Here is an 18,460-nt window from a genome sequence, read left to right on the forward strand (position 1 = left end):
TGCAGTGAACCTTATCAATAGGATATTCTAAAAACGCCGATAACCATATTTAATCCGGAAATTTCCGCCGCTGCCGCGCCGGGTCTGCCCCCCCCTGTGGCCGCCGCCTGCCGTGCCGGAAACGGGGCGGCAGATTATAGCCACGCTGCTGCCATTTTCGCGGGTCAGGTTGAGTTCCCGGGCAGCGATGATTATCCTGAACGCCATGAAAACACCTCGTCTCCCTATTGCCCTGCAGCAGGCCGTGATGCGCTCGCTGCGCCAGTCGCTTGCGCGTGCCAATCAGGCCCTGAAAACGGACTACCCGGAACCTGCCCTGCTCTACCAGCAGCGCGGCACGGCGGCGGGCACGGCCTGGCTGGCCGCCTGGGAAATCCGCATTAATCCGGTGCTGCTGCTGGAAAATCAGCAGGCGTTTATTGATGAAGTGGTGCCGCATGAGCTGGCGCATCTGCTGGTCTGGAAACAGTTTGGTCGCGTTGCGCCGCACGGCAAAGAGTGGAAGTGGATGATGGAGCAGGTGCTGGGCGTGCCGGCGCGGCGCACCCATCAGTTTGAGATCGCTTCCGTGCGCAGCAAGACCTTTGCCTATCGCTGTCAGTGCCAGCAGCACCAGCTTACGGTGCGGCGCCACAATCGGGTGGTGCGCAAAGAGAGTGAGTATCGCTGCGTGCACTGCGGAAGCCTGCTGACCGCGGGCGAGTTTGTGCCAGCCTGAGACTAATCCCCATTCCGCCCTATTGGACATTCTGTTAACCTGCCGCCCTTTTTTGTACTGAACAGAAGCTGGAATATGTCTCGCATTTTAAGTCTGGCGGTGGCGTTGCTGTTTGCCCCTGCCGCTGACGCTATCAACCTGAATAACTATCATCAGAATAACTTTCAGCAGGCCAAAACCTTTGCTGCGGCGATTAACGCCGATGCACCGGGCTCCTTTTACTGTGGCTGTAAAATTACATGGCAGGGAAAAAAGGGCATTCCCGATCTCAACAGCTGTGGCTATCAGGTGCGCAAAAATGCGAATCGCGCCGCACGCATTGAGTGGGAACATGTGATGCCTGCGTGGGAGTTTGGACATCAGCGCCAGTGCTGGCAGGACGGTGGCCGCAAAAACTGCAACAAAGACCCCGACTATCGCCGCATCGAAACCGATCTGCACAACCTGCAGCCTGCGGTGGGTGAAGTAAATGGCGACCGCGGCAACTTCGCCTACAGTCAGTGGAACGGCAGCGAGAAGCAGTATGGTCAGTGTGAGATGAAGATCGACTTTAAACTGAAGCAGGCGGAGCCGCCTGCGCGGGCGCGGGGCGCGATTGCCCGCACCTATTTCTATATGCGCGACCAGTACCATCTGCGCATTTCACGCCAGCAGACGCAGCTGTTTACTGCCTGGGATAAGCTCTATCCTGTCACGCCGTGGGAGTGCGAACGCGACCAGCGGATTGCCAGGGTGCAGGGCAATCACAATCCTTATGTGCAGCAGGCTTGCCAGCGCTAAAATCCCTGCCCTACACTAGCTCTTTTCCCATGACGCCGCTGCAGCGCGGCGTCCGGTCTCAGGAACCTTATGCGCATACCTCGCATCTATCACGCCGCGCCTCTGAACATCGGCAGTGAAATTACTCTGGATGAAGATGCATCCAACCATGTGGGCCGGGTCCTCCGGATGACGGCAGGCCAGCGTCTGGAACTCTTTGATGGCACTAATCTGACTTTTGCAGCAGAGATCACGCATGTTGATAAAAAGCGTGTAAAAGTATCGGTCACAGAGAGCCAGCCGGACGATCGCGAGTCACCTCTGCATCTGCATTTAGGTCAGGTGATGTCGCGCGGTGAAAAAATGGAATTCACTATCCAGAAATCAATTGAACTGGGCGTGAACGTCATTACACCCTTGTTTTCCGAGCGCTGTGGCGTAAAGCTTGATGCTGAACGTCTGGCGAAGAAGATCCAGCAGTGGCAGAAAATTGCGATTGCCGCCTGCGAGCAGTGTGGCCGCAATCGCGTGCCGGAAATTCGTGAAGCGATGACGCTGGAAGCCTGGTGTGCGGAAGCGGACAGCGGTCTGAAGCTCAACCTGCATCCGCGTGCCAGCCAGAGTATTAACACGCTGCCACAGCCTGTGGAGCGGGTCCGGCTGCTGATTGGCCCGGAAGGCGGCCTGTCAGCGGACGAGATTGCGATGACGGCGCAGCACGATTTTACGGACATCCTGCTTGGCCCACGGGTTCTGCGAACCGAAACCACCGCGCTGACCGCCATTACGGCACTTCAGGTGAGGTTTGGCGACCTGGGTTAAGCGATACTTTCGGCGGTGAGAGAGCAGGCATAGTGTCCTGACTGTTCGGCCCACTGCAGACCGAACCGAACGAGGCGATCAACGCCTTACCGAGGAGATAATAATGATTAAGCTTGGCATCGTGATGGACCCTATTTCGTCCATCAATATTAAAAAAGACTCCAGCTTCGCCATGTTGCTGGAAGCACAGCGCCGTGGTTATGAAATTCACTACATGGAGATGCACGATCTCTCGATGCGCGGTGGCGTCGCCTCTGCCCGCACCCGCCTGCTGAGCGTTGAGCAGAATGCGGATAAGTGGTATCAGTTCGGCAGCGAGCAGGAGATCCCGCTGGCTGACCTGAATGTGATCCTGATGCGTAAAGATCCCCCTTTCGACACCGAGTTCATCTATGCGACCTACATTCTGGAGCGCGCAGAAGAGCTGGGAACGCTGATCGTGAACAAACCGCAGAGCCTGCGTGACTGTAACGAAAAGCTCTACACCGCCTGGTTTGCGGAGTTCACGCCTGAGACCCTGGTGACCCGCCGCAAAGAGCAGCTGCGCGCCTTCTGGCAGGAGCATGGCGACATCATCATGAAACCGCTGGATGGCATGGGCGGCGCCTCTATCTTCCGCGTGAAGCAGGACGATCCTAACTTTGGCGTCATCACGGAAACCCTGACCGAGCACGAAAGCCGCTTCTGCATGGCGCAGAACTATATCCCGGCTATCAAAGAGGGTGACAAGCGTGTGCTGGTCGTGGATGGCGAGCCGGTTCCTTACTGCCTGGCGCGTATCCCGCAGGGCGGTGAAACGCGCGGCAATCTCGCCGCCGGTGGGCGCGGTGAAGCCCGCCCACTGAGCGAAAGCGACTGGGAAATTGCGCGCCGTGTTGGCCCGACGCTGAAAGCAAAAGGACTGATTTTTGTCGGTCTCGACATCATCGGTGATAAACTGACTGAAGTTAACGTGACCAGCCCGACCTGCATTCGTGAAATTGAGGCTGCGTTCCCGATCTCCATCACCGGCATGTTGATGGATGCCATTGAGAAACGCCTGGGCTGAGCAAGACGCCGGGGCGAGGCTCCGTGATCAACCCAATACCGGTGCGGCCGTCGCGTGCCGGTTATTTTTTTGGTACATCGTGTGAGAATGAATTTACAACATCACTTTTTGATTGCCATGCCTTCATTGCAGGACCCTTTCTTCAAGCGTTCCGTGGTCTATCTCTGCGAACATAACGAAGAAGGTGCAATGGGACTGATCATCAATAAACCCATGGAAAACCTGACGGTTGAAGGCATTCTGAAGAAGCTGAAAATCTCTGCTGACGATCGCGACCCGGCCATCAGGCTGGATAAGCCGGTTTTCACCGGTGGCCCGCTGGCGGAAGATCGCGGCTTTATTCTGCACTCAGCGCAACGGACTTTTACCTCCAGTATTCGTGTCTCCGACAACACCGTCATCACCACATCCCGTGACGTGCTGGAGTCGATTGGCACCGCCTCTCAGCCCACAAATGTGCTGGTGGCACTGGGGTACTGCGCCTGGGAAAAAGATCAGCTGGAGAATGAGCTGATGGAAAATGCCTGGCTCACGACCCCAGCCAACAGCAATATCCTGTTCCAGACGCCTATCGCAGAGCGCTGGCGCGAAGCGGCGCGCAGTATCGGCGTCGATATTCACAACATGGCCAGCGACGCCGGACACGCCTGATGTCAACGCAAACACTGTTAGGTTTCGACTTCGGCACCAAAAGCATTGGTGTCGCCGTCGGTCAGCAACTCACCGGCAGCGCCCGTCCCCTGGCGGCGCTGAAAGCCCAGGATGGTACGCCAGACTGGCTGCTCATTGAAAAGCTGCTGAAAGAGTGGCAGCCCGATTTCGTGGTGGTGGGTCTACCCCTCAATATGGATGGCACTGAACAGCCGTTAACGGCCCGGGCACGAAAATTTGCCAATCGCCTGCACGGTCGGTTTGGCATCCGGGTCGAGCTACAGGATGAGCGCCTCAGCACCGTTGAAGCGCGTGCGGGTCTCTTCGAACGTGGCGGTTATCGTGCGCTCAGTAAAGGGTCGGTGGATTCACAGTCGGCCGCCATCATTTTGCAGGACTGGTTCGAGAACCACTACTGACCTGACGCGATCAGTCCGGCAGCCTCACGTGCCAGCCTGCTCTGCTCAAAGGTTTGCATACCGGCCTGTGCGCCGGTCTGCAACAGAGCAGGGATCTGGTGCATCTTGCCCTCCCGAATCAGATGAGTGATGCCCGGTGTCGCAACCAGGATCTCGAACAGCCCGATGCGCGATCCGGCAACGGCAGGCACCAGCCGCTGCGCAATGACCGCTTTCAGGCTGCCCGCCAGCTGCGTTCGCACCAGCGGTTTCTCCTCCGCCGGAAAGACATCCACCAGCCTGTCCACCGCCTGCGCCGCGCCGCGGGTGTGCAGCGTTGCCAGCACCAGATGCCCCGTTTCCGCCGCCGTCAGCGCCTGCCGGATGGTGTCGCTGTCGCGCAGCTCGCCCAGCAGAATCACGTCGGGATCTTCCCGCAGCGCCGCTCTGATGCCCAGTGAGAAAGAGGGGCAGTGCAGGCCGATTTCACGCTGCTGTATCAGCGACTGCTGGCTGTGGTGGATAAATTCAATGGGATCTTCCAGCGTGATGATATGGCGTGCATGCTGGCGATTCAGCGCATCCACCAGCGCCGCCAGCGTGGTGGATTTGCCGCTTCCGGTCGCCCCGGTGACCAGAATCAATCCATCCTGCTGCTCCAGCAGCGTCGGCACCACGGCGGGAAGCTGCAGGCTCTCCAGCGTGGGGCAGACCGCAAAGATAAGGCGCAGCGCCAGCGACAGGCCGTTGCGCTGCATAAACAGACTGGCACGCAGACGCTGGCCGTCGGCGAGACTCAGGGCGAAATCGATCTGCCCGTCACGCGCCAGCTGCTGGCGCTGGGGTTCACTGAGCCAGCGGGCCATAAACTCCGTCATCCAGGCGGCCGAGAGCGGGCCCTGCTGCGGAATCGCCTCCAGCCTCCCCTGCCGCCGCCAGTAGGGCAAATGTCCGCTGCAAAGGTGCAGATCGGCCGCATTATGCTTTACACTAAGCGCCACCATTTCATCCAGATTCATAATGTCTCCTGACTATGACCTCAATCCAGCACAACCTACAGCAAGTCCGGCAGCGCATTGCGGCCGCTGCCGCGCGTTGCGGCCGCGCACCAGAAGAAATTACCCTGCTTGCCGTCAGTAAAACCAAACCTGCGAGCGCGGTCGAAGAAGCCTTTACCGCGGGTCAGATTGCCTTTGGCGAAAATTACGTGCAGGAAGGGGTTGAAAAGGTTCAGGCGCTGGCCGCACATCCGGAACTGGAGTGGCACTTCATCGGTCCGTTGCAGTCCAATAAGAGCCGGCTGGTGGCGGAAAATTTTGCCTGGTGCCACACCCTTGACCGTCTGCGCATTGCCCAGCGGCTCAACGATCAGCGTCCCGCCTCACTGCCACCGCTGAATGTGTTAATTCAGGTAAATATCAGTGACGAGACGAGTAAATCTGGCATCATGCTGGAGGCCGTTTCCGGGCTGGCAGAGGCGATAGCGGCCCTGCCGCAGCTGCGACTGCGGGGATTAATGGCGATTCCGGCGGCGGAGAGTGACTACACGAAGCAGCTGGCGGTGTGTCAGCAGATGGCGGAAGCATTCCGTCAGCTGCAGCAGCACTATCCGCATATTGATACGCTTTCGCTGGGAATGAGCGATGACATGGAGGCGGCCATCGCCGCAGGCAGTACGATGGTGCGCATCGGCACCGCCATTTTTGGCGCACGCGATTATGCGCACAACTCACAACAATAACAGAGGAACTTCATGTTAACACTGACGTTTTTAGTAAAAACGCTGATCGATCTCTACGTCATGGTGCTGCTGCTGCGCATCTGGATGCAGTGGTCACGCTGCGATTTTTATAATCCCGTGGCGCAGTTCGTCGTCAAAGTCACGCAGCCGATTGTTAAACCGCTGCGCCGCATCATTCCGGCACTGGGGCCGATTGATACCGCCTCGCTGCTGCTGGCCTTTGTCCTGACGACGCTGAAATACCCGATTTTACTGCTGATTCAGGTGGGCGTATTCTCGGTTGATCCGACCAACCTGCTGGTCGGCCTGCTGTCGCTGATTAAATCGGCCGGTTATCTGGTCTTCTGGGTGATCATCATTCGCTCACTGATGAGCTGGATCAGCCAGGGTCGCGGCCCGGTCGACTACCTGCTGGTGCAGCTGACCGAACCGATGATGGCACCGATTCGCCGTATTCTGCCTGCCATGGGCGGTATCGATTTCTCCGCGATGATCGTCATTCTGGTGCTGTATGCCCTGAACTTTCTCGGCATGGACCTGTTCCCGGGTCTCTGGTACCTGCTGTAAATGAATCAAACTGGAACTGTTATGCAAAAAGTTGTGCTCGCCACCGGTAATCCCGGCAAAGTGCGTGAACTGGCGGAGCTGCTCTCCGCCTTTGGTCTGGATATCGTCGCTCAGAGTGACCTGGGGGTTGAGTCGGCGGAAGAGACCGGCCTGACCTTTATCGAGAATGCCATTCTCAAGGCGCGTCACGCGGCGCAGATCACCGGACTGCCGGCGATTGCCGACGACTCCGGCCTGGCCGTGGATGCGCTGGGTGGCGCGCCTGGTATCTATTCGGCGCGTTACGCCGGAGAAGATGCCAGCGATCAGCAGAATCTGGAGAAGCTGCTGCAGGCGCTGGAAAACGTGCCGGACGGTCAGCGTCAGGCGCAGTTCCACTGCGTGCTGGTCTATCTGCGTCATGCGGACGATCCTACGCCGCTGGTGTTCCACGGCAGCTGGGAGGGGGAAATTACCCGTTCCGCTGCGGGTGCCGGTGGCTTTGGATATGACCCGATTTTCTCTGTTCCGGCGCTGGGTAAAACGGCCGCTGAACTGAGCAAAGCGGAAAAAGGTGCCGTTTCTCACCGGGGTAAAGCATTGACGCTGCTGCTGGAAGCGATGCGTAATGCCTAATCTGCCGCCGTTAAGTCTCTATATCCATATTCCGTGGTGCGTTCAGAAGTGTCCCTACTGCGATTTTAACTCCCATGCGCTGAAGGATGAGGTGCCGCACGTTGAATACGTGCAGCACCTGCTGCGCGATCTGGAGATCGATCTACCGCTGATTCATGGCCGCGAAGTGCGCACCATCTTTATTGGTGGCGGCACCCCCAGCCTGCTGAGCAGCAGCGCGATGCAGATGCTGATGGATGGGGTGCGGGCGCGTCTGACGCTGGCTGCCGATGCGGAGGTGACCATGGAGGCCAACCCGGGCACCGTGGAAGCCGATCGCTTCAGCGCCTATCAGCGCGCCGGCATTAACCGTATTTCGATTGGGGTTCAGAGTTTCAGTCCGCAGAAGCTGCAGCGCCTTGGCCGCATTCACGGGCCTGACGAGGCGACCCGTGCCGCCCGGCTGGCACAGTCGCTGTCACTGCGCAGCTTCAACCTCGACCTGATGCACGGCCTGCCGGACCAGTCGCTGGAAGAGGCGCTCGACGATTTGCGTCAGGCGATTGCGCTCAATCCGCCGCACCTCTCCTGGTATCAGCTGACCATCGAACCCAACACCCTGTTTGGTTCCCGTCCGCCGGTGCTGCCGGATGATGATGCGCTGTGGGATATTTTCGAACAGGGCGATCAGCTGCTGCGGGAGGCCGGTTATCAGCAGTATGAAACCTCCGCCTACGCGAAGCCGGGTTATCGCTGTGAGCACAACCTTAACTACTGGCGTTTCGGCGACTATCTGGGGATCGGCTGTGGCGCACACGGCAAGCTGACGCAACCGGATGGCCGCATTTTACGCACGGTGAAAACCCGTCATCCGCGTGGATTCATGCAGGGAAATTACCGCGAGAAGCAGTATGAGGTGGCCGACAGCGACAAGCCGTTTGAATATTTCATGAACCGCTTTCGCCTGCTGGAAGCGGCACCGCGCGACGAGTTCAGCCGCTACACCGGTCTGTCAGAGCAGGCGATCCGTCCGCAGATGGATGCCGCGATCGCTGCGGGTTATGTGATGGAAACGGCGGATCAGTGGCAGATTACAGAGAAAGGAAAACTGTTTCTGAATTCGCTGCTGGAGCTGTTTCTGGCGGAAGAGTAACAAAGGCGCCTCAGCCCGGCAGGCTGAGGCGTGACACTATTTTTTCAGGGCGCCCGTAAGCTGCTTACGCTGATCTTCCAGCGAAATGACGCGATTACAGACCTCGTGACCGAAGTTCTGGAAATCCTGCTCCTGTTTGCTCCACTCAGCCTGAATCGACTGCTGCAGACCGCCAAGATTTCCCATAATCGCCTGCAGCGGATTGCTGCCGCCACTGCCCTGCTTACTGCCCATCTCATTCAGGCTATCCTGCATCACGCCGCCCAGCGTCGACTGAACCAGCCGCTCCCCTTCCGCGCGCACCTTATCGATCGCCTGATGGTGGAACGTCAGCCCGTCGTCACGGTGCTCGATGATGCGGTTCATCTGCTGTTTCAGCTGGCCATTCAGCGTGCTCAGGCGATTGCGGACGTTGCTGTCGGTGCCCAGTTTCTCCACGATCACCCGATCCAGTGCCGCACGTCCTTTCTCCAGACGTGAGGTCGCCCCGCTGTCGATCCACGGCAGATCGCGACGCAGCGCGTTCTGGTAATCGATCGCTTTCTGGCGTTCCGCTGTGCTCAGCGACACCTTCTGCCCGTTGAACTGAACGTCGCCCTGCGGCGAGATCTCAAGATTGCCATTGGCACCGACCACCTGCACGCTCTGCGGCTTAATCACCACATCATCCTGCGGCTTAACGCTGCATTCATAGGCTGCCTGAGCCTGGGTCGCTGCTGCCAGCAGCACAGCAAGAAGCGCTTTACGCATCATATCTACTCCCTAACATCTGGTGCGGAACCGTTCAGCAATCGGGCCTCAGCCCGACATCGTGTTTTTTAAAACCGGGCCGGCGGCCTGGCGTTCTGCCCCATCCGGGATGGCAGACCAGCAGCCTGACCGACCTGACCTTTAGTCCCACCAGACGTCGAAGAGTTCCGTCATCTGCACATCCTGCAGCTTGTGATCTTCCAGCCATTTGCGGACCAGAGCGCGATGCTCCTCGGTGCATTTGCCGGTTTTCTGCAGGCAGACCAGACCTTCCCACACCAGGTAACCGCTGCCATCAAAAGCCAGACCGTTAGGATCGATCGCTTCGTTGATGAACTGGTTGAGCGTCTCATCAATTTCACTTTCGCTGGTGCCTTCCGGGAAGCGCCAGGCAACCGAGAACCCCAGCTCCTGAAACTCATCAATGTGCAGTTTTTTGCGTAAACGGCGGCTGCGTTGTGTGGCCATTATTTCACCCTCTCAAACATTAAATCCCATACGCCGTGGCCTAAACGCTGCCCGCGCTGCTCAAACTTGGTCAGTGGACGCGTCTCAGGACGCGGCACATAATTCTGTTGCTCTGACTGGTTGCGGTAACCATCAATACTGTTCATCACTTCCAGCATATGCTCCGCGTAGGCTTCCCAGTCGGTCGCCATGTGGAAAACGCCGCCCAGCTTCAGTTTACGCATCACCAGTTCGGCGAAAGGCACCTGGACGATACGGCGTTTGTTATGACGCGCTTTGTGCCACGGATCGGGGAAAAAGAGCTGAACCATGCGCAGCGAGTTATCCGGGATCATCTTCTCCAGCACTTCCACCGCGTCATGACACATCACCCGCAGGTTCTGTACATCCGCCTCTTTCGCGGCGGCCAGACAGGCTCCCACGCCTGGCGCATGCACTTCAATACCCAGGAAGTTCTGATGCGGCGTGTTCTGCGCCATGGTGACCAGCGACGCGCCCATACCAAAGCCAATCTCCAGCGTCACCGGTGCCTCGCGGCCAAACAGCGCGACTAAATCGACCGGCTCCGGCTGGTATTCTACCCCCATGACCGGCCACAGGGTGTCCAGCGCCTGCTGCTGGCCTTTGGTTAAGCGACCCTGGCGGCGCACAAAGCTGCGGATCCGGCGCAATGGCCGCCCGTTCTCATCAAATTCTGGGGTGATGACGTCATTAATCATGTAAAAGCCTGCTGGTTAGCCTGTTCCGGGAAACGGGCATTATGCAAAGTTCATAAGCAGAAGCAAGCCTTTGCAATCTTCCGGTTTACACCCAGGTGCGCATGTGCTGGAATTCCTGCCTGAGTGTAGAGTAAACACGGAAATTTTCCTTCTTATGATGCAAGCGCCGCAGTTCGCGCAACAGGTGCTGGACTGGTATCAGCGCTTTGGCCGCAAAACCCTGCCCTGGCAGCTGGAGAAAACACCTTACAAGGTGTGGCTGTCTGAAGTGATGTTACAGCAGACCCAGGTTGCCACGGTTATTCCCTACTTCGAACGCTTTATGGCGCGCTTCCCCACGGTCAGCGATCTGGCGGCGGCACCGCTGGATGAGGTTCTGCATCTCTGGACCGGCCTCGGCTACTACGCCCGTGCGCGTAACCTGCACAAGGCGGCAAAACAGATTGTCGATGTTCATCAGGGCGAGTTCCCTGTGAATTTCGATGATGTCTCTGCCCTGCCCGGCGTAGGCCGCTCGACGGCGGGGGCGATCCTGTCGCTGTCACTGGGACAGCACTTCCCGATTCTGGATGGCAACGTCAAGCGCGTGCTGGCCCGCTGTTATGCCGTCAGCGGCTGGCCGGGTAAAAAAGAGGTCGAGAAGCGGCTCTGGCAGATCAGCGAAGAGGTCACTCCTGCTGCGGGTGTCAGCCAGTTTAACCAGGCGATGATGGATCTGGGCGCCCTGGTCTGCACCCGCTCGAAACCAAAGTGCGAAATCTGCCCGCTGAACAGCGGCTGTGAAGCCTATGCCAGCAGCAGCTGGGCCAGCTATCCCGGTAAGAAGCCTAAACAGGTGCTGCCGGAGCGCAGTGGCTGGTTCCTGATGATTCAGGATGGCGATGATGTCTGGCTGGAGCAGCGTCCCCCGGTGGGTTTATGGGGAGGGCTGTTCTGCTTCCCGCAGTTCACCACCGAAGCGGCGCTGAACGACTGGCTGGCGGCGCGCGGCATCCACGCCAGACCGCAGCAGATGACGGCCTTTCGTCACACCTTCAGCCATTTCCATCTCGATATTGTGCCAATGTGGCTGGCATGGCCTTCTGTCGGGGCGGCGATGGATGAAGCAGGCGGTCTCTGGTATAACTTAGCGCTGCCACCATCTGTGGGATTAGCTGCACCCGTTGAGCGCCTGCTGCACGAGCTGCGCCATCCCCGACAACTGGCTTTGGACAGTTGTGAGATTAATGAGGAAGAAGAATGAGCCGCACCATCTTTTGTACGTTTTTACAGCGCGACGCGGAAGGACAGGATTTTCAGCTCTATCCGGGCGATTTGGGTAAGCGCATTTACAACGAGATTTCGAAAGAAGCCTGGCAGAAATGGATGGCGAAGCAGACCATGTTGATCAACGAGAAGAAGCTCAACATGATGAATCCTGAGGATCGTAAAGTCCTGGAGAAGGAGATGGTCAACTTCCTGTTCGAAGGCAAAGACGTTCACATCGAAGGCTATACACCGCCAGAAGCGTAAATTTTCGGGCCTCATCGCTGGGGCCGGTTATCCAGGTCAGGCTTGCATTCCCAATGAATAAAAAATTAATCGCCCTGCTGGTGATAGCACCACTTTTGGTTTCCTGTTCCGGGTCGAAAAAACAGCAGTTCCACGAAGAGTGGGTAAAAGACACTAACGGCTTTGATATTCTGATGGGGCAGTTTGCTCACAATATTGAGAATATCTGGGGTATCAATGAGGTCCTGATCGCCGGGCCCAAAGATTACGTCAAATACAGCGACAACTATTACACCCGCAGCCACATCAACTTTGAAAGCGGTAAGCTGACTATCGAGACGATTTCGGGCACCGATCCCATGGCCAGCCTGCGTCAGGCGATCGTGACCACCCTGCTGATTGGCGACGATCCGGGCAATGTCGATCTCTACTCCGATGCCAACGATATCGTGATCAGTAAAGAGCCACTGCTCTATGGTCAGGTGCTGGATAACACCGGGCAGCCGATCCGCTGGCAGGGCCGCGCTGAAGCCTTTGCTGACTATCTGATCCAGCACAAACTGCAGCGCCGCACGTCGGGTCTGCATGTGATTTACACCATTACAATTCCGATGGTGCCGAACCACCTGGATAAACGTGCCCACAAATACCTGCCGATGGTGCGCAAAGCCGCCGAACAGTATGGTGTGGATGCGTCACTGATTCTGGCGATTATGCAGACCGAATCGAGCTTTAACCCCTACGCCGTGAGCCACTCCGATGCACTGGGCCTGATGCAGGTGGTGCAGCACACCGCCGGTGTTGACGTGTTCCGCATGAAGGGGAAATGGGGCAAGCCAAGCCGCAGCTATCTGCTGGACCCGGAGAACAATATCGATGCGGGCACCGCCTATCTGTCGCTGTTGCAGCGCAGCTATCTGGGCGGCATTCAGGATCCGCTGTCCCGCCGCTATGCGGTGATCACCGCCTACAACGGTGGTGCAGGCAGTGTTCTGCGCGTCTTCTCCAGCGATAAAGATCGGGCATTCGCGATGATTAACGACCTGCCGCCGAACAGGGTCTATCAGATCCTGACCAGCCAGCATCCGTCGGCGGAGTCGCGCCGTTATCTGTATAAGGTGAGTACCGCACAGCGGAGTTATCGCGGGTTCTGATTGGATCCGGGGGTGTTCGCTGCGCGAGCGGGCTATGAGAAGGTTTCGTTCGCCCAACAGGTTGGGCAGTTTCAGCTTCGCCTCTGCAGGCGACCGACAAGAGGGCGCCAGTCGCCGCGCCCCCTTGACCCCAGGCTCCGGCCTGCCTCAACGCCGCTTCGCGGTCCCTTCGCTTCTTCCGGATTTCTCACGGACCGGCAGGACGCGCCATCCCTGGCGCGACCCTGCCTCTTCGCGACATCCCTGTCGCTCGTCCTGAAATCCCTCATCCGCTCAGCGGCTCAGACGGCCTCCCTCCCCGCTGTTATCTCTTCTTCTACTGTTAAGAACTTTACTGCGGTGAGTTTTAAAGAATGTCTTTGGCTTCGGTGCAAACAGACAACGCTCCATTCAGGAGAAACGAAGATATCAAAGCCGGGGGTGTGGGAGAGGCATCCGGCGCGCTGAGGAGCAACCGGAGGCCAGGATGAGCCGACAGGACGTCGGCGAAAGGACGGCACGAGCCAGGGATGGCGAGTCCGGACGGTCCGTCGGCCGCAGGGCGTGACGAAGGTACCCCGCAACGCGGGGCGCAAAGGCTGCCGGACGCCGGGATTGTTAAGGGGCGGGCGTCCGCCCCTTGACGCGTCCGCCTGCACGGGCAGGCTGAAACTCTCTCACGCATGGCGGGCGAAACCTTCTCAGAGCCAGCCCACCGCCAGGCGGGCGAAAGAATCTCATAGCCCCTTCGCGCAGCGAAACTACCCCCTCACCATCATATTGGCCACCAGATACTTACGTCCCTGCTCATCCTCTTCGGTGTAAACGCCCTGCAGCTCTGGCGAGAAGCCTGGCAGCAGGTTCAGCCCCTCTTCCAGGGCCAGGAAGTAGCGCTGCACCGCGCCGCCCCAGATCTCTCCCGGCACCACGCAGAGCACGCCCGGCGGATAAGGCAGCGCGCCCTCGGCGGCAATCCGTCCTGCGGCCTCGGCTATCGGCACCAGCTCGACCTCACCGCGAATATACGCCTGATGGGCATCCTGCGGATTCACCCTGACCGGCGGGAACTCCGCGGCGCGGAACATCAGACGCTGCAGATCCTTCACATTGTGACTGACGTAAAGATCGTGCATCTCCTGACAGAGGCGACGCAGAGTGTAACCGGCATAGCGTTGCGCATTTTTACGGTAGATCGTCGGCAGCACTTCGGCCAGCGGCGCATCATCCCTGACGTGCTGCTCGAACTGCGCCAGCATCGCCACCAGATTCGCCATCTTCTCCGGGCTCTCTGCTGGCGTCAGCAGGAACAGGATCGAGTTGAGGTCGCACTTCTCCGGCACAATGCCGTTTTCGCGCAGATAGTTCGCCAGAATCGTGGCCGGGATCCCGAAATCACTGTACTCCCCGCTGGCGGCATCGATCCCCGGTGTGGTCAGCAGCAGCTTGCAGGGATCGACCCGATACTGATCGCGTGCATAACCGGCAAAACCGTGCCACTTTTCCTGTGGTTCGAAGCTGAAGTAGCGCAGATCGCGGGCGATCGTCTCCGTGGGCGCATCCTGCCAGCGCTGCCCGGCCACGTGCTCCGGCACAAACGGCAGGATCATTTCGCAACGCTCCAGGATCGCTTTACGCGCATCGATCCCCAGCGTGACGCACTCATCCCACAGGCGACGCCCCGCCTCGCCCTGATGCATCCGGGCGTTAATATCCAGCGCGGCAAACAGCGGATAAAACGGACTGGTTGAGGCGTGCAGCATAAAGGCGTTATTCAGCCGTTTGTGCGGGCAGAAGCGGCGCTGTCCGCGAATGTGATTATCTTTTTTGTGGATCTGCGAGGTCTGTGAAAAACCCGCCAGCTGCTTGTGCACCGACTGCGTGACAAAAATGCCGGGATCGTTCTCGTTCAGTTCTAACGTCAGCGGCGAACAGCCTTCCATCAGCGGGATAAACTGCTCATAGCCGAGCCATGCGGAATCAAACAGGATGTAATCACACAGATGACCGATGCGATCCACTACCTGACGCGCGTTGTAGACCGTGCCGTCGTAGGTGCCCAGCTGTATGATCGCCAGACGGAAAGGCCGCGCCTCTTCTGCGCGCTGGGGCGCAACCGCCGCGATCTGCTCGCGCAGATAGGCCTCATCAAAGCAGTGCGCATCAATGCCGCCAATAAAGCCGAAAGGATTGCGTGCCGCCTCCAGATAAACCGGCGTGGCCCCCGCCTGGATCAGCGCGCCATGGTGGTTCGACTTATGGTTGTTGCGATCAAACAGCACCAGATCGCCCCGGGTCAGCAGCGCATTGGTCACCACTTTATTGGCGCTTGAGGTGCCGTTGAGCACAAAGTAGGTTTTGTCGGCGTTAAATACCTTTGCCGCATACTTTTGTGCATCTTTAGCCGATCCTTCGTGGATCAGCAGATCGCCCAGTTTAACGTCGGCATTGCACATATCCGAGCGGAAAACATTTTCGCCATAGAAGTCATAGAACTGTTTACCCGCCGGATGTTTCCTGAAGAACGCGCCGCCCTGATGACCGGGGCAGGCAAAGGTACTGTTCTGCATATCAACATAGCGGGAGAGCGTCTCAAAAAAGGGCGGCAGCAGCGCCGCTTCATAGGCCTGCGCGGCCGCCTCCAGCGCAATCCACTCCTGCGGATCGCCATTCAGTTCCCCGCTGACGCCGGGCAGGTGCATCACCTCCTCTTCAAAGGCGTTGGCGACAAATACCGGCAGGTCGAACCCGGTATGACGCAGCAGTGTCAGTATGCCGCTGCGGGTATCCGCCAGCGAGACGACAACCGCCGCGACATCGGTAAAGTCGGTGTTATCCAGCGTCACCACGTCGCGCGCGGTGTTCAGAGTCAGACTGGGCGCCACAGCGGCGCTGGCAGCAATTTTCAGTGGAGTCATAAAGCGTCCCTAACGGCAGGGAGGACGTGCCCGTGGCACAATCATGGGGACAGCGCCCCGGCGAAGAATGTCAGTGAAAACCGTCAGAAGGCATTGTGCAGCCGTTGAAGAGCAGATAACCGGCCGCTGCCAGGCTGGCCTCACCGCATGGGGAACCGCAGCGTGTTCAGGAAAGAGGAAAAACCGGTGCGCGCCGGAAAGAGCGAACGGTAATCCGGGCGGGTGCGCGGTGAACCGGACATGGCGACGTCCTCTGTGATGTATAAACAGGGCCAAAAAGTGGCGGTCATGATGTCATCTTTTTTTACGTGGACAACCCGAGCCAGGCAATTATCCGGCAGGCCACAAAAAAGATAACACACTGTTTTTAATAAATAATTTATAGATAAAAATTAACAGCACGACTAATTATATGAAATATATGCAGATTTATGCAGAGAACGATCGGCGGCTGACGATGCGCGTGAGCGGGATTCACTGCCCCCTGGTCTGACCCTTGCCCTACCGCATTGCCTCTGCCGGGCGTACACTCATCCTCACTGTCACACTCCTGGAGGATGCATGTTCAAGGCACTGATCATTGAAAATGACGAGCAGGGTTACCGCGCCCTGCTCAAAGATCTCCCCGAATCGCAACTGCCCGACCACGATGTCACGCTCGACGTCAGCTACTCATCCCTGAACTACAAAGATGCCCTGGCTATCTGCAACAAAGGCCCGATTGTGCGCCAGTTCCCGATGGTGCCGGGTATCGACTTTGTGGGCCGGGTCACCGCCAGCCGCCATCCCGACTGGAAAGAGGGAGATATGGCCCTGCTGACAGGCTGGGGGGTGGGCGAAAAACAGTGGGGCGGCCTGGCACAGAAAGCCAGCGTCAGCGGCGACTGGCTGGTGCGCGTTCCCGCCTCTCTCACTCCGCTGCAGACGATGGCAATGGGCACGGCGGGACTGACCGCGATGCTCTGTGTGATGGCGCTGGAGAAACAGGGCATCACGCCTGACCACGGGCCGGTGCTGGTGACGGGTGCCAGCGGCGGCGTCGGCAGCTACAGCGTCAGCCTGCTGGCGCGTCTGGGATATGAGGTTATCGCCTCCAGCGGACGCGCCAGCGACCATGCCTACCTGATCGACACCCTGGGGGCGACCTCAGTCATCGATCGTGATGAGCTGTCACAGCCAGGCAAGCCGCTGGCAAAAGAGCGCTGGGCTGCCGCGATAGACAGCGTGGGCAGCCACACCCTGGCGAACGTGCTGGCCGCCACCCGGCGGGACGGCGCGGTAGCTGCCTGCGGTATGGCGCAGGGTCTCGACCTTCCTGCCAGCGTCGCCCCCTTTATTCTGCGCGGCGTCACGCTTGCCGGTGTGGACAGCGTGCTCTGCCCGGCACCGCTTCGCCAGCAGGCGTGGCAGCGGCTGGGTGAACTGCTGGATGGCGAACGGCTCAGCCGGCTGAGCCGGGTCATCCCGCTGAGTGAGGCGAAACAGGGCGCGCAGGATCTGCTGGACGGAAAAGTGCAGGGCCGGCTGATTGTCGACTGCCGCTGACGGCTTCTGAAGGCGCGCTTCGCGCCTTCAGAGCGTGCTTTGCTGCAACCGTCTGATAAGCCCCTCCAGCGCGAACTGCGTGCCCTGCTCCATCACCGATTTCGGATCGCCACTGAACTGGTGGCACTCCGCCTCATCCCGGCCGTCGGGCAGGACCCAGCCAAACCAGATGGTGCCTGCCGGGGTGCCATCTTCACCGCCATCCGGCCCGGCATAGCCGGTAATCGACAATCCCACCGGCTCACCCGAGCGTGCGCAGGCACCCTGTACCATCTCCCGCGCCGTCTGTTCGCTCACCGCCGTGTGCTGTTTCAGCGTGGCGGGATGCACACCCAGCAGACGGATTTTGGCATTATCGCTGTAGGTCACGAATCCGCTGGTGTAGAAGTCACCGCTGCTTTCCACCGCCGCCAGCGTCATGCTGATGAGCCCGGCGGTACAGGATTCGGCGGTCGCCAGATGCAGTCCGGAAGAGAGTAAAAGTGTGCCCAGTTGTTCAGCCGTTTGCGCTAATGATTTTGCCATTATGGTTTCCTTAATCGTCAGTCCGGAACTCCAGGTATAGCGCAAAATCCGTGAACAAATAGACGCAAGGCAATGTTTTTAAAGCGAAACGGTCAGATTGCCCGGCAGAAAACCAGGCCTTCAGTTGATCAAAGCGTCCTGCTGCGAAACAGGATGAGAGTAGTCCGCCAGCCTTCGTAAATCGGTGTTTATTCCTGTCGTGATGTCTCTCAGAGCCGCGATAAATAGCGGCGCGGATGAGCACCTGCTACGCCAGCGTCGTTACCTCCCTCGCCAAAAATGAGGTAACAGAGCAGCGAATCCTTTGATTACTTGTTAGTATTCACTTGCTTGCTGACATGCCAAAGACGGCGCTGCATAAAAGCCGCAAAAAAGCAGAACAGCACATTGAGCGAGACGCTGACCCGAGAAAATTGAATTAAAATACTGTTTTAAATAGCTTTATGAGTTCATAAACAACCAC

20 protein-coding genes are annotated in these 18,460 nt (G+C 58.4%); 14 read left to right on the top strand and 6 right to left on the bottom strand.

Going from position 1 to position 18,460, the window contains the following annotated elements:
• The first annotated feature begins 205 nt into the window (after positions 1-205).
• From S7A_RS00955 to ruvX, 6 genes are all read left to right on the top strand, one after another.
• Positions 206-718 (top strand): SprT family zinc-dependent metalloprotease, encoded by a 513-nt coding sequence (locus tag S7A_RS00955; protein WP_009087135.1) that lies wholly within the window; start codon positions 206-208, stop codon positions 716-718.
• Between the two features lie 75 nt (positions 719-793).
• The gene (gene endA / locus S7A_RS00960) at positions 794-1,498 is read left to right on the top strand and encodes a deoxyribonuclease I (RefSeq protein ID WP_009087136.1); all 705 of its coding nucleotides are present in this window, start codon (positions 794-796) and stop codon (positions 1,496-1,498) included.
• Positions 1,499-1,567: 69 nt separating this feature from the next.
• Entirely contained in the window at positions 1,568-2,299 is a 732-nt protein-coding gene (gene rsmE, locus S7A_RS00965) for a 16S rRNA (uracil(1498)-N(3))-methyltransferase (RefSeq protein WP_009087137.1), read from the top strand.
• A 103-nt stretch (positions 2,300-2,402) separates the two neighbouring features.
• A complete protein-coding gene (gene gshB, locus S7A_RS00970) occupies positions 2,403-3,347 on the top strand; it encodes a glutathione synthase (protein WP_009087139.1) in 945 nt (314 codons plus the stop codon).
• 87 nt (positions 3,348-3,434) lie between these two features.
• Entirely contained in the window at positions 3,435-3,998 is a 564-nt protein-coding gene (locus S7A_RS00975; RefSeq protein WP_009087140.1) for a YqgE/AlgH family protein, read from the top strand.
• Positions 3,998-4,417, top strand: a complete 420-nt coding sequence (gene ruvX / locus S7A_RS00980; protein ID WP_009087141.1) for a Holliday junction resolvase RuvX — start codon at positions 3,998-4,000, stop codon at positions 4,415-4,417. Before S7A_RS00975 ends, ruvX begins: the two co-directional genes overlap by 1 nt.
• Here the strand turns inward: ruvX and S7A_RS00985 are convergent.
• Positions 4,411-5,415, bottom strand: coding sequence for a type IV pilus twitching motility protein PilT (locus S7A_RS00985; protein ID WP_009087143.1), 1,005 nt, complete (start codon positions 5,413-5,415; stop codon positions 4,411-4,413). The two genes, ruvX and S7A_RS00985, sit on opposite strands and share 7 nt — an antisense overlap.
• Before the next feature lie 14 nt (positions 5,416-5,429).
• Between S7A_RS00985 and S7A_RS00990 the strand changes: the two genes are divergently transcribed.
• From S7A_RS00990 to hemW, 4 genes are read left to right on the top strand one after another with little or no spacing between them, the layout of a single operon-like run.
• Positions 5,430-6,137 (top strand): YggS family pyridoxal phosphate-dependent enzyme, encoded by a 708-nt coding sequence (locus tag S7A_RS00990; RefSeq protein ID WP_009087144.1) that lies wholly within the window; start codon positions 5,430-5,432, stop codon positions 6,135-6,137.
• Positions 6,138-6,149: 12 nt separating this feature from the next.
• Positions 6,150-6,704, top strand: a complete 555-nt coding sequence (locus S7A_RS00995) for a YggT family protein (protein ID WP_009087146.1) — start codon at positions 6,150-6,152, stop codon at positions 6,702-6,704.
• Positions 6,705-6,725: 21 nt separating this feature from the next.
• Complete coding sequence (locus S7A_RS01000; protein ID WP_009087148.1) at positions 6,726-7,319, top strand: XTP/dITP diphosphatase; 594 nt, start codon at positions 6,726-6,728, stop codon at positions 7,317-7,319.
• Complete coding sequence (hemW, locus tag S7A_RS01005; protein ID WP_009087149.1) at positions 7,312-8,451, top strand: radical SAM family heme chaperone HemW; 1,140 nt, start codon at positions 7,312-7,314, stop codon at positions 8,449-8,451. Before S7A_RS01000 ends, hemW begins: the two co-directional genes overlap by 8 nt.
• Before the next feature lie 36 nt (positions 8,452-8,487).
• Here hemW and S7A_RS01010 read toward each other — a convergent pair whose 3' ends face one another.
• The 3 genes from S7A_RS01010 to trmB all read right to left on the bottom strand — a co-directional run bounded on the left by S7A_RS01010 (position 8,488) and on the right by trmB (position 10,388).
• Entirely contained in the window at positions 8,488-9,204 is a 717-nt protein-coding gene (locus S7A_RS01010; protein ID WP_009087151.1) for a DUF2884 domain-containing protein, read from the bottom strand.
• A 138-nt stretch (positions 9,205-9,342) separates the two neighbouring features.
• Positions 9,343-9,669 carry a YggL family protein gene (locus tag S7A_RS01015; protein WP_009087152.1) on the bottom strand — a complete coding sequence of 109 codons (327 nt, stop codon included), beginning with the start codon at positions 9,667-9,669 and terminating at the stop codon, positions 9,343-9,345.
• A complete protein-coding gene (trmB, locus tag S7A_RS01020; protein ID WP_009087154.1) occupies positions 9,669-10,388 on the bottom strand; it encodes a tRNA (guanosine(46)-N7)-methyltransferase TrmB in 720 nt (239 codons plus the stop codon). The genes S7A_RS01015 and trmB overlap by 1 nt, the downstream gene beginning before the upstream one ends.
• 154 nt (positions 10,389-10,542) lie before the next feature.
• Here trmB and mutY point away from each other — a divergent pair, with 154 nt between their 5' ends.
• From mutY to mltC, 3 genes are read left to right on the top strand one after another with little or no spacing between them, the layout of a single operon-like run.
• Positions 10,543-11,631 carry an A/G-specific adenine glycosylase gene (gene mutY, locus S7A_RS01025; RefSeq protein WP_009087156.1) on the top strand — a complete coding sequence of 363 codons (1,089 nt, stop codon included), beginning with the start codon at positions 10,543-10,545 and terminating at the stop codon, positions 11,629-11,631.
• Positions 11,628-11,900: an oxidative damage protection protein gene (locus tag S7A_RS01030; protein WP_009087157.1), complete on the top strand. Its 273-nt coding sequence runs from the start codon at positions 11,628-11,630 to the stop codon at positions 11,898-11,900. Before mutY ends, S7A_RS01030 begins: the two co-directional genes overlap by 4 nt.
• A 53-nt stretch (positions 11,901-11,953) precedes the next feature.
• Positions 11,954-13,033, top strand: coding sequence for a membrane-bound lytic murein transglycosylase MltC (mltC, locus tag S7A_RS01035; protein WP_009087159.1), 1,080 nt, complete (start codon positions 11,954-11,956; stop codon positions 13,031-13,033).
• Positions 13,034-13,773: 740 nt separating this feature from the next.
• On the opposite strand, the gene S7A_RS01040 is transcribed toward mltC, so the two are convergent.
• Positions 13,774-15,927: an ornithine decarboxylase gene (locus S7A_RS01040; RefSeq protein WP_009087161.1), complete on the bottom strand. Its 2,154-nt coding sequence runs from the start codon at positions 15,925-15,927 to the stop codon at positions 13,774-13,776.
• A 561-nt stretch (positions 15,928-16,488) separates the two neighbouring features.
• Here S7A_RS01040 and S7A_RS01045 point away from each other — a divergent pair.
• Complete coding sequence (locus tag S7A_RS01045; RefSeq protein ID WP_009087164.1) at positions 16,489-17,472, top strand: MDR family oxidoreductase; 984 nt, start codon at positions 16,489-16,491, stop codon at positions 17,470-17,472.
• Between the two features lie 27 nt (positions 17,473-17,499).
• On the opposite strand, the gene S7A_RS01050 is transcribed toward S7A_RS01045, so the two are convergent.
• Complete coding sequence (locus S7A_RS01050) at positions 17,500-17,997, bottom strand: CinA family protein (RefSeq protein ID WP_009087165.1); 498 nt, start codon at positions 17,995-17,997, stop codon at positions 17,500-17,502.
• Positions 17,998-18,460: the final 463 nt, after the last annotated feature.

The organism is Pantoea sp. Sc1 (assembly GCF_000255315.1).
Lineage (GTDB): Bacteria > Pseudomonadota > Gammaproteobacteria > Enterobacterales > Enterobacteriaceae > Pantoea > Pantoea anthophila.

Coding starts and splice junctions, on each gene's coding strand:
- S7A_RS01000 (WP_009087148.1), top strand. CDS start 6,726: ATGCAAAAAGTTGTGCTCGCCACCGGTAATCCCGGCAAAGTGCGTGAA.
- mltC (WP_009087159.1), top strand. CDS start 11,954: ATGAATAAAAAATTAATCGCCCTGCTGGTGATAGCACCACTTTTGGTT.
- gshB (WP_009087139.1), top strand. CDS start 2,403: ATGATTAAGCTTGGCATCGTGATGGACCCTATTTCGTCCATCAATATT.
- S7A_RS00985 (WP_009087143.1), bottom strand. CDS start 5,415: ATGAATCTGGATGAAATGGTGGCGCTTAGTGTAAAGCATAATGCGGCC.
- S7A_RS00995 (WP_009087146.1), top strand. CDS start 6,150: ATGTTAACACTGACGTTTTTAGTAAAAACGCTGATCGATCTCTACGTC.
- S7A_RS01040 (WP_009087161.1), bottom strand. CDS start 15,927: ATGACTCCACTGAAAATTGCTGCCAGCGCCGCTGTGGCGCCCAGTCTG.
- endA (WP_009087136.1), top strand. CDS start 794: ATGTCTCGCATTTTAAGTCTGGCGGTGGCGTTGCTGTTTGCCCCTGCC.
- hemW (WP_009087149.1), top strand. CDS start 7,312: ATGCCTAATCTGCCGCCGTTAAGTCTCTATATCCATATTCCGTGGTGC.
- S7A_RS00955 (WP_009087135.1), top strand. CDS start 206: ATGAAAACACCTCGTCTCCCTATTGCCCTGCAGCAGGCCGTGATGCGC.
- S7A_RS01030 (WP_009087157.1), top strand. CDS start 11,628: ATGAGCCGCACCATCTTTTGTACGTTTTTACAGCGCGACGCGGAAGGA.
- S7A_RS01045 (WP_009087164.1), top strand. CDS start 16,489: ATGTTCAAGGCACTGATCATTGAAAATGACGAGCAGGGTTACCGCGCC.
- mutY (WP_009087156.1), top strand. CDS start 10,543: ATGATGCAAGCGCCGCAGTTCGCGCAACAGGTGCTGGACTGGTATCAG.
- ruvX (WP_009087141.1), top strand. CDS start 3,998: ATGTCAACGCAAACACTGTTAGGTTTCGACTTCGGCACCAAAAGCATT.
- S7A_RS00990 (WP_009087144.1), top strand. CDS start 5,430: ATGACCTCAATCCAGCACAACCTACAGCAAGTCCGGCAGCGCATTGCG.
- rsmE (WP_009087137.1), top strand. CDS start 1,568: ATGCGCATACCTCGCATCTATCACGCCGCGCCTCTGAACATCGGCAGT.
- S7A_RS01010 (WP_009087151.1), bottom strand. CDS start 9,204: ATGATGCGTAAAGCGCTTCTTGCTGTGCTGCTGGCAGCAGCGACCCAG.
- S7A_RS00975 (WP_009087140.1), top strand. CDS start 3,435: ATGAATTTACAACATCACTTTTTGATTGCCATGCCTTCATTGCAGGAC.
- S7A_RS01015 (WP_009087152.1), bottom strand. CDS start 9,669: ATGGCCACACAACGCAGCCGCCGTTTACGCAAAAAACTGCACATTGAT.
- S7A_RS01050 (WP_009087165.1), bottom strand. CDS start 17,997: ATGGCAAAATCATTAGCGCAAACGGCTGAACAACTGGGCACACTTTTA.
- trmB (WP_009087154.1), bottom strand. CDS start 10,388: ATGATTAATGACGTCATCACCCCAGAATTTGATGAGAACGGGCGGCCA.